Origin of the sequence: Aegicerativicinus sediminis (assembly GCF_015476115.1) — a bacterium.
In the GTDB taxonomy this organism is placed as follows: domain Bacteria; phylum Bacteroidota; class Bacteroidia; order Flavobacteriales; family Flavobacteriaceae; genus Aegicerativicinus; species Aegicerativicinus sediminis.
The window spans coordinates 329,989-342,979 of the sequence record NZ_CP064295.1 but is presented as its reverse complement, the minus strand read 5'-3'; the positions used below and the strand labels follow the sequence as shown (position 1 = coordinate 342,979).

General features: G+C 33.4%; 12 protein-coding genes. 8 read left to right on the top strand and 4 right to left on the bottom strand.

The features are described 5' to 3' along the window. Positions 1–13 precede the first annotated feature (13 nt). The gene (gene kdsA / locus ISU00_RS01530; protein WP_228852278.1) at positions 14–832 is read right to left on the bottom strand and encodes a 3-deoxy-8-phosphooctulonate synthase; all 819 of its coding nucleotides are present in this window, start codon (positions 830–832) and stop codon (positions 14–16) included. Positions 833–998: 166 nt separating this feature from the next. On the opposite strand from kdsA, the gene typA reads away from it, so the two are divergent. The 6 genes from typA to ISU00_RS01500 all read left to right on the top strand — a co-directional run bounded on the left by typA (position 999) and on the right by ISU00_RS01500 (position 8,466). Further along, the gene (typA, locus tag ISU00_RS01525) at positions 999–2,798 is read left to right on the top strand and encodes a translational GTPase TypA (protein ID WP_228852277.1); all 1,800 of its coding nucleotides are present in this window, start codon (positions 999–1,001) and stop codon (positions 2,796–2,798) included. A gap of 248 nt (positions 2,799–3,046) precedes the next feature. Next, on the top strand, positions 3,047–3,919 hold the full coding sequence (locus ISU00_RS01520) for a GNAT family N-acetyltransferase (RefSeq protein ID WP_228852276.1): 873 nt from the start codon (positions 3,047–3,049) through the stop codon (positions 3,917–3,919). Continuing rightward, complete coding sequence (locus ISU00_RS01515; RefSeq protein ID WP_228852275.1) at positions 3,916–5,013, top strand: DegT/DnrJ/EryC1/StrS family aminotransferase; 1,098 nt, start codon at positions 3,916–3,918, stop codon at positions 5,011–5,013. Before ISU00_RS01520 ends, ISU00_RS01515 begins: the two co-directional genes overlap by 4 nt. Continuing rightward, on the top strand, positions 5,014–6,315 hold the full coding sequence (locus ISU00_RS01510) for an O-antigen translocase (RefSeq protein WP_228852274.1): 1,302 nt from the start codon (positions 5,014–5,016) through the stop codon (positions 6,313–6,315). 21 nt (positions 6,316–6,336) lie between these two features. Continuing rightward, entirely contained in the window at positions 6,337–7,626 is a 1,290-nt protein-coding gene (locus ISU00_RS01505; protein ID WP_228852273.1) for an O-antigen translocase, read from the top strand. Between the two features lie 9 nt (positions 7,627–7,635). After that, on the top strand, positions 7,636–8,466 hold the full coding sequence (locus ISU00_RS01500) for a phytanoyl-CoA dioxygenase family protein (RefSeq protein WP_228852272.1): 831 nt from the start codon (positions 7,636–7,638) through the stop codon (positions 8,464–8,466). Here the strand turns inward: ISU00_RS01500 and ISU00_RS01495 are convergent. Beyond that, positions 8,456–9,604 carry a glycosyltransferase gene (locus ISU00_RS01495; RefSeq protein ID WP_228852271.1) on the bottom strand — a complete coding sequence of 383 codons (1,149 nt, stop codon included), beginning with the start codon at positions 9,602–9,604 and terminating at the stop codon, positions 8,456–8,458. The two genes, ISU00_RS01500 and ISU00_RS01495, sit on opposite strands and share 11 nt — an antisense overlap. A gap of 36 nt (positions 9,605–9,640) precedes the next feature. Between ISU00_RS01495 and ISU00_RS01490 the strand changes: the two genes are divergently transcribed. Continuing rightward, positions 9,641–10,750: a glycosyltransferase gene (locus tag ISU00_RS01490; RefSeq protein WP_228852270.1), complete on the top strand. Its 1,110-nt coding sequence runs from the start codon at positions 9,641–9,643 to the stop codon at positions 10,748–10,750. Continuing rightward, positions 10,737–11,144, top strand: coding sequence for a sugar 3,4-ketoisomerase (locus ISU00_RS01485; RefSeq protein ID WP_228852269.1), 408 nt, complete (start codon positions 10,737–10,739; stop codon positions 11,142–11,144). Before ISU00_RS01490 ends, ISU00_RS01485 begins: the two co-directional genes overlap by 14 nt. Here the strand turns inward: ISU00_RS01485 and ISU00_RS01480 are convergent. Together ISU00_RS01480 and ISU00_RS01475 are read right to left on the bottom strand one after the other, a co-directional pair. Further along, positions 11,127–12,062, bottom strand: a complete 936-nt coding sequence (locus ISU00_RS01480) for a glycosyltransferase family 2 protein (protein ID WP_228852268.1) — start codon at positions 12,060–12,062, stop codon at positions 11,127–11,129. The two genes, ISU00_RS01485 and ISU00_RS01480, sit on opposite strands and share 18 nt — an antisense overlap. Then, positions 12,059–12,964, bottom strand: coding sequence for a glycosyltransferase family 2 protein (locus tag ISU00_RS01475; protein WP_228852267.1), 906 nt, complete (start codon positions 12,962–12,964; stop codon positions 12,059–12,061). Before ISU00_RS01475 ends, ISU00_RS01480 begins: the two co-directional genes overlap by 4 nt. Positions 12,965–12,991: the final 27 nt, after the last annotated feature.

Genomic DNA, 12,991 nt, shown 5'->3' with positions numbered 1-12,991 from the left:
TGGTTTTTTTTATTTAAAATTGATTTATTGTTTTTCGAATATCTACTAATCGAGTCAGTAGGCCTTCCAACTTATCCAGATGTAACATATTGGCCCCGTCACTCTTGGCGTTTTTCGGATCGAAATGTGTTTCAACAAATAAGCCATCGACATTATTTACAACGCCTGCTCTGGCAATTGTTTCTATCATCTCAGGCCTTCCTCCTGTAACCCCTTCGCTTTGGTTAGGCTGTTGAAGAGAATGAGTAACGTCCAAAACAACAGGGGCGTATGTTCTCATTGTAGGTATTCCTCTGAAATCAACAATTAAATCTTGATAGCCAAACATTGTGCCTCGGTCTGTAATTAGGGCATTTTGATTTCCAGAATCAAATACTTTTTGAACCGCATGGTTCATAGATTCTGGGCTCATGAATTGGCCCTTTTTAAGATTTACTGTTTTGCCGGTTTCAGCAGCAGCTACTACCAAATCTGTTTGTCTTACTAGAAAAGCCGGAATTTGTAATACATCTACGTATTCCGCCGCCAGCTTTGCATCGCTTATCTCATGAATATCTGTAACAGTAGGAACGTTAAAAGTTTCACTTACTTTTCTTAATATTTTAAGGGCTTCTACATCACCAATCCCAGTGAAACTATCTACACGGCTTCTATTCGCTTTTTTGAAGCTTCCTTTGAATACGTAAGGTATTTTTAACTTTTCCGTGATAGAAACCACTTTCTCTGCAATCCTTAATGCCATTTCTTCTCCTTCGATAGCACACGGACCACATAGCAAGAAGAAATTATTCTCGTTAAGGTGTTTGATATTGGGTATTGAGGTTAGATCCATCTATTTTCAATTTGATACAAAGATACCAAAATAACGTGCTAGCCAGAATTTTTAATCTTTCTGAAAGTAAAGCAGTTAACCAATGGCATCATAAAAAATTATTGATTTATTATGAATTAGGATGAGAAAATAAGACGTACCTTTGCGCCTTAATTTTTAAAAGCAAATGGCAAACATTCGAAATATAGCAATCATTGCCCACGTAGACCACGGAAAAACTACCTTGGTTGACAAGATTTTACACCACTGTGAATTGTTTCGTGAGAATGAAACCACTGGAGAACTTATCCTTGATAATAATGATTTGGAACGTGAAAGAGGTATTACAATTACATCTAAAAATGTTTCTGTTAATTATAAAGGAACTAAAATTAACATCATCGATACCCCTGGCCACGCGGATTTTGGAGGAGAAGTGGAGCGAGTCTTGAATATGGCAGATGGTGTTTTACTTTTGGTGGACGCTTTTGAAGGCCCTATGCCACAAACACGTTTTGTGCTTCAAAAGGCTATTTCATTGGGTCTTAAACCATGTGTTGTTATCAATAAAGTTGATAAAGAGAATTGTACTCCAGATGAAGTGCATGAAGCTGTATTCGATTTAATGTTTGAATTAGGGGCCGAGGAGTGGCAGTTAGATTTCCCAACAGTTTACGGTTCTGCAAAGCAAAATTGGATGAGTGAGGATTGGCAACAACAAACTCAAAATATAGAGCCATTATTGGATATGGTAATTGAGCATATACCTGAACCAATTGTTTTGGAAGGAAATACTCAAATGCTCATTACTTCTTTAGATTACTCTTCGTTTACAGGTAGAATTGCCATAGGCAGGCTTCAAAGAGGGGTTTTAAAATCCGGTATGAACATATCTTTGGTAAAAAGAAATGGAAATGTGATTACCTCTAAAATTAAAGAGCTTCATGTTTTTGAAGGTCTTGGACGTAAGAAAGTAGATTTAGTAGAGGCTGGAGATATTTGTGCTATAGTAGGTTTGGAAGGTTTTGAAATTGGGGATACCGTAGCTGATTTTGAGAATCCTGAAGCCTTAAAAACTATTGCAATTGATGAACCTACAATGAGTATGCTTTTCACTATTAATGATTCACCTTTCTTCGGTAAGGATGGAAAATATGTGACTTCAAGACATATTAAAGAGCGCTTAACCAAAGAATTGGAAAAGAATTTAGCCTTAAGAGTTGAAGAAACTGACAGTGCTGATAAATTCATGGTATTTGGTAGAGGTGTTCTTCACCTTTCTGTTCTTATTGAAACGATGAGAAGGGAGGGTTATGAACTTCAAATTGGACAGCCTCAAGTTATTATAAGAGAGATAAATGGAGTTAAGTGTGAGCCGGTTGAAGAAATGACTATCGATTTACCTGAAGAAGTGAGCGGCAAGGCCATTGAAATGGTTACCATTAGAAAAGGTGAATTGTTAAGCATGGAATCTAAGGGTGAACGAATGGTTTGTAAATTTGAAATTCCTTCTAGAGGAATTATCGGCCTTAGAAACCAGCTGCTTACTGCAACAGCTGGTGAAGCAATTATGGCGCACAGATTTAAAGAATACCAGCCACTGAAAGGCGGCATACCTGAAAGGCAAAATGGAAGTTTGGTATCCATGGAGAATGGTACAGCAATTCCATATTCAATTGATAAACTTCAAGAACGAGGTAGATTTTTTGTTGATCCAGGTGAAGATATTTATGAGGGTCAGGTAATTGGCGAAAACTCACGTGGGGATGATATGGTTGTAAATGTGACCAAAACTAAGAAATTGTCGAATGTTCGTTCTTCTGGTGCAGATGATAAGGCTAGGATAGTTCCGGCTATCAAATTCTCATTGGAAGAGGCATTGGAGTATATTCAAAAAGATGAATATGTAGAGGTCACTCCAAAGAATCTTCGATTAAGAAAAATCTTATTGAAAGAGGTAGATCGTAAAAGGACTAAAACAGCCTAATATAACCTTCAAATTAAAAATTAGGGATTTAACTTTGCCAACTAGGTAAAGTTAAATCCCTTTTTGTTTTTAAATGATTACCTTTTCCAAACCACAAATGCAATTACATTCATAAATTTATGTTCTAAAAGTTTGGAGTTATCATCAAGCAATTGCAAATCGTAAGATATTCTGAGAAGTATTTAGTAGAATGGAACACATTAGTCGCCAATTCTAAGAATGGCACTTTTTTGCATAATCGCCATTTTATGGATTATCATAAAGATCGATTTCAAGATTTTTCACTAATGTTTTATGAAGGAGATGAATTATTGGCGGTCCTACCAGCTAATCATAAAGATGGAATAATTTACTCCCACCAAGGCTTGACTTACGGTAGCCTTGTTTATAGGGCCAATGTCAAGTTTAACAAGATTTATCAGATTTTTTGTGATCTTCTCAAATTTTTAGAAGAGGAGGGGTTTTCAGAATTAGTCATAAAACCAATTCCACATATTTACTGTTCGCAACCAAATGATGCATTGACCTTAATACTTCATAAAGCCGAAGCATCAATCAAAAGAATGGATGGCCTTTCAGTTATAGATTTAAGAAATCCATTTAGAATTGCTCGAGATCGAAAACAGGGTATAAAACGAGGAATGGTTAACGGTTTGGTTATAAAGGAGGAAAAAGAATTTTCTAGTTTTTGGAATGATATTTTAATTCCTAATCTACAGAATAAGCATAATGTTTTTCCTGTCCATGCGTTACAGGAAATAGACAATTTAAAAACTGAATTCCCAAAAAATATAAGGCAATTTAATGTTTACCAACAAGATAATATTGTTGCCGGAGCAACCGTTTTTGAAACTAAATATGTAGCGCATATGCAGTATATTTCAGGGAACGAGTTTAAAAATGAATTGGGAAGTATTGATTTTCTGCATCATCATCTAATAAATGAAGTTTTTAACCATAAAGATTTTTTTGATTTTGGTCATTCCTCAATAGATTCTGGTAGTAGTATTAATGAAAGCCTATTGTATTGGAAGGAAGGTTTTGGCGCTCGAATGGTTCAGCATTCCACCTATATGGTTGAAACCAAAAACTATCGTTTTTTGGAAAACTATTTAGGATGATTGAATATTTGCCTTTAAATAAAATTAATGGACGGTTCTTATCAAGTTACCAAGAGTCATTAAATGAAATTATAAGTGGGGACAATTTAATACTAGGTAATTCTGTAGAGAAGTTTGAAAAATTGTTTTCAGATTATTGTGGTACCAATTGTTGTGTAGGTGTAAATTCTGGGTTAGATGCTTTAACCCTAATTTTAAAATCTTATGTTGAATTAGGAAAATTAAAGAAGGGGGATGGTGTTATAGTTCCTACAAATACTTTCATTGCTACGGCACTGGCAGTAATACATGCTGGTTTGAAACCTCTATTGGTTGACCCAAATCCTGAAACCTATAATTTAGATTTAAAGGATATATTGGCTGAGATTAATCACGCTAAGGCCATAATTCCAGTCCATTTGTATGGTCAATTATGCGACATGGGTGAAATTCTTTCTGTTGCCAAAACTCAGAATATTTTGGTAATTGAGGATGCGGCCCAAGCACATGGAGCTGAAAATGAAAATGGGCAGAAGGCAGGATCTTTTGGGCATGCGGCTGCCTTTAGTTTTTATCCGACCAAAAATTTAGGTTGCTTAGGTGACGGAGGTGCCATAACCACAAATGATCAGGAATTATTTGAACATATTTTGAAAATTAGGAATTATGGAAAAAACCTGGATGGGAATTATTCTGAAATAGGTTTTAATAGTCGGTTAGATTCGATTCAAGCAGCAATATTATCTGTTAAATTAAAAGAATTAGATTCTGATAATGAGGTTAGGAGAAAAATAGCAATACGATACTGTTCAGAAATAATTAATTCCAAGGTGAAGTTACCAACAATCAAAAACATTAAAAGTCATGTGTTTTATGCTTTCGTTATAAAGGTTGAAAATCGCCCACATTTCATTGAATATCTTACGGCTAAAGAAATAGGTTTTAACATTCATTACCCACAGTTATTGAAAGATGAAATTATATTAAACAACTTTGTGAATAAACCTTCTAAATCTAATTCTGATTTTTCAGCAAATATTATTAGCTTGCCATTGCATCCATTACTTCCAGAAACTGACATCAAAAAAATTATAGACGCTGTTAATAGTTACTAATTGAAGCAACTACTAAGGTACATTAATGACCATGTTCTAATAAGGGTGGCTCAACTTAATACGGCTACAATTATTACAAAAATTTTGGCTGGGTTAATTACTTCCAAGGCCATTGCCTTATTAATTGGTGTTGAAGGTATGGCGTTAATTGGTAATATTCGCAATTTTGTAACTGCCGCCCAATCCTTTGCCATACTTGGTTTTTATAAGGGGTTAGTAAAGCACATCTCAGTTTTTAAGAGCAATATTTTTAGACTAAGTGAAACGATTTCTACAGCCTACTATTTAGGCTTTTTTAGCACTTTCATTTTGTCATTTATATTTTATTATAATGCAGAATTCTTCAATTCATTTCTTTTCACCTCTGGGTATAATTTCAGTTACATTATTAAGATTTTTGCCTTAGCGCTGCCTTTTTATTCATTGAATATGTTTTGCTTTTCCATACTAAATGGATTTTCAAAATATAAGCTACTTCTTATCATTAATATAATTGGACAGGTTTTAGGTGTGTTAATAACCTTAGTACTGATCTACCAAAATAATATAGATGGTGCCTTGATTGCGTCAGTTATTGCCCCCTCTTTGGTCTTTATGATTACGGCCATTGGCGTAATAAATCGAAGAAGTCTAGTTTCCCAGGTTAAGATCAGTAATGTGAGTATAAAAACTTTAGAACGCTTTGGCCCATTTGCTTTAATGGCTCTTGTTACTTCCGTTGGGCTGCCTTTGGTTTATATCTTCATAAGGAAATATATTATAAGTACTGTTGGTATTTCTGAAGCTGGTTATTGGGAAGCAATTAACCGACTTTCTGATTATTACCTGTTATTCGTTAATTCTGTAATAGCTCTTTATATAGTCCCGAAGTTTCAAAATTTAAAAACTAAAATTGCGGTTAAAGAGGAAATAAAAAAATTATATAAGGCCATAATTCCTGTTCTAGTAATAGGTCTGGTTGTTATTTATTTATTGAGATATTGGATTATAAAATTGTTTTTTACAGATGATTTTTTGCCCGCAACAGATTTGTTTTTCTGGCAATTGATGGGTGATTTTCTAAAAGTCCTTTCAATTGTAATCGCCTATCAATTTATCGCCAAAAAAATGTTTATGCATTTTGTGATAATAGAATTGTTTTTGGTTGTAATGCTTTACTTCTCTAGTGTTTACCTAATAGATATATTTGGACTGGAAGGTGTAGTAATGGGTCATTTTTTCAGTCATTTAATGTATTATGGAATTATCCTCTTAATCTTCGGAACTTCTATGTTCAGGGTGATTGGCAATGACAACAAATAATTGCCTTAAATTGTCCTCGTTTTGAGACGACTTCTAAATTTTTTTGATAGGACTTTATTGCTGAGGATAGCTTCCATAAACTCGCTGTCAGTAGTTATACGTATGTTGGTTGGTTTTTTAACCTCTAAAGTTCTAGCATATTATGTAGGGCCTTCAGGGTTGGCTATGGTTGGGAACCTTCGAGATTTTTTTAATGGGTTACGCTCCTTTTCTACTCTTGGTTTTTATAATGGAATCGTAAGGTACTTAGCTGAGAACAAGGAAAAGTCTCAAGAAAATACCAAATTAATCTCCACATCATTTTTAAGCGTGATTGTAATATCTGTATTACTAGGAATAGTACTTTCCTTTTATTCTAGTGATCTCGCGGCCTACCTATTCTCTGGTAATACTGTTTTTTCATATGTCCTAATAATTTTTGGGGTCACCTTGCCATTATTGAGTTTAAATACCTTGTTCATGGCCAGTTTAAATGGTCGATCAGAATTCAAAAAACTTTTACAAATTCAAATTGCTGGCCAGATTCTGGCAGCAACCATTACCATAGTTTTAATTTGGAATTATTTATTAAAGGGCGCTCTTATAGCTGTCGTACTTTCAGAGGTGGCCCTATTATTTATTCTTTTGTTTTATAGACCAATTATAAAACCTATTCTTAGTCAATTATCAAAGAAATCTTTCTGTAAAACATATTTGTTGAAACTTGGGGGATATTCCATTATGGCATTAGTATCGGCCATTTTATTACCATTGGTTTATATTATTATTAGGAATTATATCATTTCAAATTTGGGATCCGCAGAGGCTGGATATTGGGAAGGAATGAATCGATTGTCCAGATATTATCTGATGTTTATAAGTACGTTGTTAACCCTGTATATTCTTCCCAAATTTTCTGGAGCTGAAGATTCACTTGTTTTCAGGAAAGAGGTCTTCAATTTTTACAAATCAATATTGCCGTGGTTTGGCATTGGTTTAATTGTAATTTACTTTCTCAGAGAGCAAATAATTAAACTGGTTTTTACCGAGGAGTTTCTTCCCATGAAAAATTTGTTCTTATTTCAATTGTTAGGGGATCTTGTTAAAGTGATGGCATTGGTTATTTCCTACCAATTTTTAGCCAAGAAAATGATCTTTTCATATGTTATTACTGAATTAATTTCGGTCGGATTATTTTACCTTCTTAGTACGTATTTCATCAGAATATATGGGATTCAGGGTGTGGTAATTGGTTATTTTTTAAATTATTGTTTTTATTTTTTGATCCTCCTTTATATGTTTCGAAAACCTCTAATTTTAAAACAAGTTTGATCTCGTTTAATGAAGGAAAATTGTAAAATTTTTATAGATGGAGAAGAATTTTCTTTTGAAGTCGAGGGAAAATTTTTTATTGGTGATGATGAGATTTTATATTCTACCACAGACTGTTTGATAAATCATTTGCCTTGGTCTGGTTTGGGGTATGATAATATTGAAATCCTTGATAAGGTTGAGTTTGGCGATTTAAAGGAGGAAATTAATCGTTTATTAATTGATATAATTGGTAAAGCCATACCTGAAACTGACCTCACTTCCTTTAGTTTAGAGGAATACCACAGGTTTGTTTCTACAGACCACCATCATCAAAAAGTTATCGAAAGAACAAGAAATCTAGAAATTTCAGATTTCAACTTTAATATTAATGATTTATGTGATAAAATTGGGGAGCATTTGCATCTCAAATTATCATCCTTTATTCCCGAATTGAATAAAACTCATGTGCAGTTAAGGATATCTCGCCCCAACAGTTTAGATATTAACCCTCCACACCGAGATGGTTATTTATCTTATTGGAGGGATATTTTAAATTTATGGGTTCCTATTGCTGGCTGCAATAAATTGTCTTCATTGCCTGTTTTGCCAGGTAGTCATTTGTTGAGCGAAAAATATATTGTTCGTACATCTGCTAAATCGGCCAAAATTAATGGTAACACTTATTATGTCCCATGTATTCTTAAAACTACCGACGGACCGTTTAAATTGTACCGCCCAAATCCATTGTATGGAGAAGCCCTAATTTTTACACCATTTTTAATCCATGGTGCGGCGGTAAATTTAAATCCAAATACCACTAGGATTTCGCTGGAATTGAGATTGAGGATTAATGGATAGAGGCATTTTTCCAATTCTCCAAAAACTTGTTTGCAATTAAAATATAATTGTGTTCTTTCTCCACAAAATTTCTCGCATTTAAGGAAATTTTTTCCATCTCGCAGGGGTTTTCTATTAGCCACTCTAATTTTTCAACAATGGCCTGGACATTTGGCAATGCATTAATGGCTACGGTATCTTCTGTAAGGTTATAATAGTCTAACCATTCCTTTTCAGCTCCCGTAAATACTACTTTACCTTTGGCCATGGCCTCAAGTGCATTGTAACCTTGATCGTATGCAAAAACTTGGTCTAATATAATATGAGCTTTATCGAAACTATCAATATATTCATTGTAAGGGAGGTTTTCAACTTCAATTACTTTTACCTTATTCCCATATTTCGGTTTTAGAATGGATAAGGCTTTTTTAAATAAATAATTTCCTTTTTTATGATAATGGTTACGATTTATGCCATGAAAAATAATGATTGGCTCAGTAATAGATAGAGGCATATATTTTATCCTTTCAGTGTTAATAGGATGAGGAATTAGGCTTAGACATTTCGGATTGTTTTTTAGGGGAATATAGTAATCCAAATCAGTAGGGATTACTCCTCGAATCTGGTAATACAGAAATTTATGTAGTTTAATGAAATCCTTTTCTAAATACATCAAGGCGTGCCAAAATTCTTTTTTGGTCCCCTTTCCATTTTTGTATGGACTAAGAATTGAATATTGAAAACCTTCATCATTAGCAAATTTCACACTTGGATAATCCGTGCCACAACTTAATAAAAAGACATTTTTATTTCTTTTGAAAATGGTCTTATATATTCTTTTTTCAACCCTTGGGATGGTTTTAAAAGTTGATTCATTAATTAACTGTACAATGTCAAAATTCCCGGGATCGGGAAGTGATTTTTTAATTTGCCGCTCAGCATACCAGGATGGTAAATGAAACTTAGTCATTTTATAAAGGGCTTTGGAGAATAAACCTAGAAATCCTGACCGAAACCTATGATCAATAAGGACATCAACTTTCCTTTTTTTAAATCCATCACCGCTACCTACGACTATTGCTTCGTGCCCTAGTTTTTCTAACCCCTCCTTAAGGGAATAATGTGAAGAGTTGTATTCTCCCAACAACAATATCTTCATTGATATTACATACTTTTGTTTCAAATATAGACCTTAATGTCTCCATTAAGAAATAAAAAAATTTGCCTTATATGCATGAAATTGTCCGGTGGGGGTGTGCCAAGATCTACCGCTACAATTTCTAGAATTTTAGAAAATTTAGGGCATGAGGTTCACATAGTAACTATTTTAAATGGAGTAGATTATAATTATTCAGGGAAATTATTTAATCTAGAAGAAAAACGAGAATTTCATTCAGCATTATTTCGGAAAGTATTTAAATGGCGAATGCTTAAGAAATATTTTAAAAAAGAAAACTTTGATTTAATCATAGATAACCGAACCAGAATTCAATTTTTTAAGGAACTCACTTTCCAGAAAATGTTGTTTCGAGATTCTAAGGTTTTAAGTGTTGTTCATAGTGGTAACATAAAGAATTATCTTCCTGTAAACAGACAATATTTCAAATTTTTATATAACAAGAATTACTTATTAGGTGTAAGTCAGCATATCCAAAATAAAATACAAGAACTGTATGGGGTAAAATCACTATATGTTTATAATGCTATTGACGTTCAGGAGAATACCCAATTATCAACCAATCATATCAGCGTTGATTTTAAATACATTCTGTTCAGTGGAAGGATTGATGAGGGAGTTAAAAATCTCCATCTCTTAATATCTTCCTACGAAGCTTCTGTTCTAAGTGTCAATAATATCCATTTGATTATTATGGGTGATGGTCCTGATAAGGAATCCTTAATACACTTTGTAAGGCAAAGAAAACTTGAAGAATCAATACATTTTATCACTTATGATCCTAATCCTTTTCCATTTATGAAAAAAGCGCTTTTTACTGTTTTAACCAGCCGATATGAAGGTTTTCCCATGATTTTATTAGAATCATTATCAGTGGGTACTCCAACAATTTCAGTTGATGGAATAAGTGGTCCCTCTGAGATTATTCAGGATGGTTTTAATGGTTTATTAGTAGAGAACCACAATCCTCTGAAATTAGCTGAGGCATTTAATAAATTGGTGAGGGATGAAAGTTTATATTTGAAATGTAAATCGAATGCAAAACAGAGTGTTCAACGTTTTGACATTTCTGAAATTACCAAAGATTGGGCTTATGTATTAAAACAAATTTTCAATGACAACGATTAATGACATTAAACAAATTTTGATACCTGATGTTCATAGTGAAAGAGGGAAATTGGCGGTTATTGAAAAAAACATTATCCCCTTTGAAATTAAACGTGTGTATTACTTATACGATGTTCCACACGATTCCTATAGAGGAGGCCATGCGCATAAAGAACAAAAATCTTTAGTTATCGCATTAAGTGGCAGTTTTGATATTTTGGTGGATGATTCAGCTTTTAAAAAAACAATTACCCTAAATAAGCCAAATCAAGGGTTATTTATTCCTACTGGGGTTTGGAGGGAAATACTAAATTTTTCATCTGGTGCAGTTTGTTTGGTGTTGGCCTCAAACGAGTTCAATGAGGATGAGTATATTAGAGAGTATGATGACTTTCTTTTATTTAAAGGGGCTTAAATACACCCCATTTTTATAAAGCCATTTCTGAAGTTTTTTCAGTTTTAAGATATTGCTACTAGACATTCTAAGAATTAATTTTTGCTTTAGGTTGAGGTCTTTAGGGTTTATTTGATATACTAAATTTTTGAAGGAATGTTCATTCAAATGAATTTTAGCGTCCAGTGCAGCCGAAAATCTATTAAAATTTAAATAGCGCCTTAAGGAATGATTATTTTTCTCTTCAGACTTAAAATTATTCAACCATTTGGCCCTATCTGCCCTAAATTTGGAATTTGAAAGGTGATCTAATTTTTCGGAAAACATTCGATAAACAGTCACTTCATTGGAAAAAGCAACGTCATGATTTAATGCTATGCGAACCCATAATTCAGTATCCTGACCGGATTTAAGATTATCTTTAAAACCTTCTAACTCTTGAAATATTATTTTTTTCACTGAAACTGCAGAAGTCCAAGCGATAGAATCCGGTATAGAACTCTGAAAATAATCCTCTACAATACCAAAAAATTCCTTAGCAATTAATGAGTGTTCAGATCGTCTAGAAATCTTACCCTCCCTTATATGAGAATAGGCAGTACAATATAGACCGGCCTCAGGATAGTTTTCTATCAGCTTAAAAAGAACTTCAAGATGATTCGGCAACCACAGATCATCACCATCCAAAAATGCTAAATAATCACCAAGCGCTATTTCTGCTCCCTTATTTCTCGCCGCCGAAACACCTCTGTTTTCCTGATTTATTATTTTGGTTTTTTCATTTTGAAGTTCACGAATTTTATCTAAGCTATCGTCTGTCGATCCATCATTGATAACGATAATTTCAAAATCCTTAAAAGTTTGACCAAACGCACTTTTTAATGTGTCCTGTATAAATTCGGTCTTGTTATAAACCGTTATGATTACAGAAAACGTCATTTTGTGAGTTCGGTAGTTTGTTGACTATAAAAACAAATGTATCCCAATCGGTATAACTGGAGTAGATTTATATTAGGTTTTGAGGATAACAAATTTTTCCGAATCGAATTTCTGGATAATCTAAAAAGTTTAGCAATCGTCTTATCTAATTGAATTGATTTTAATTTTAAATAGATTTTTAATAAGTCGTTCTCAATGTTTGGAATTTCATTTTTGTTAGCAAACTTCAATAGAGTTTCTGCCGCCTTTTCCATTTTCTTCAAATATTCGATGTTCGTATCTAAGCCTTTATGATTAACTGGGTTATCACTATGGTAAATTGGGACTTTTTGTTGTTTTAAAAGAATTCCTAAGCATGTATCACTTCCATATCCCAAGCCCTCAAGTCGTTTAATTAAATTCAAATATGTGACCTTTTTTATTGCAAAATTTCCAGAAATAACAAATTTGTACGGCCTAGAATTCCGATACCTTGCTGTTTTCGCTTCCTTAGATTTTCCGTAAAAATATCTCAGTGAATATTCTGCATCCTGAAGCAAATAGGAGTATGAATAACCCCCAAAAATTGCCTCATATTGCTTATTGATAAAAGACAAATAACTTCGGATGAATTTTTCTGAAGTTAATTCCACATCGGCATCCAAAAATAAAAGCCATTCATATTGAGATTGTTCAGAAAGCTTTTTCCTTGCACTTATAATGCCACTATTCTTTTCTGAATATATTATATGAGTATAAGCTAAACCATTTAATTCCTGATATTGATTAATAAACTCTAAATCGGAATTATCGTCCAACAAAATAATTTCAAAAGTTACCTCACTTTCTATCAGCTGATTATGAATCTCCCTTACAAGATTTGCGACGGTATAATTATAAATGGGAATTAGTACTGAAATCATAATTTTGAATCCTCTAAAATTAAAGAA

Coding starts and splice junctions, on each gene's coding strand:
- kdsA (WP_228852278.1), bottom strand. CDS start 832: ATGGATCTAACCTCAATACCCAATATCAAACACCTTAACGAGAATAAT.
- ISU00_RS01515 (WP_228852275.1), top strand. CDS start 3,916: ATGATTGAATATTTGCCTTTAAATAAAATTAATGGACGGTTCTTATCA.
- ISU00_RS01520 (WP_228852276.1), top strand. CDS start 3,047: ATGGATTATCATAAAGATCGATTTCAAGATTTTTCACTAATGTTTTAT.
- ISU00_RS01475 (WP_228852267.1), bottom strand. CDS start 12,964: ATGATTTCAGTACTAATTCCCATTTATAATTATACCGTCGCAAATCTT.
- ISU00_RS01490 (WP_228852270.1), top strand. CDS start 9,641: ATGTCTCCATTAAGAAATAAAAAAATTTGCCTTATATGCATGAAATTG.
- ISU00_RS01495 (WP_228852271.1), bottom strand. CDS start 9,604: ATGAAGATATTGTTGTTGGGAGAATACAACTCTTCACATTATTCCCTT.
- ISU00_RS01485 (WP_228852269.1), top strand. CDS start 10,737: ATGACAACGATTAATGACATTAAACAAATTTTGATACCTGATGTTCAT.
- ISU00_RS01500 (WP_228852272.1), top strand. CDS start 7,636: ATGAAGGAAAATTGTAAAATTTTTATAGATGGAGAAGAATTTTCTTTT.
- typA (WP_228852277.1), top strand. CDS start 999: ATGGCAAACATTCGAAATATAGCAATCATTGCCCACGTAGACCACGGA.
- ISU00_RS01480 (WP_228852268.1), bottom strand. CDS start 12,062: ATGACGTTTTCTGTAATCATAACGGTTTATAACAAGACCGAATTTATA.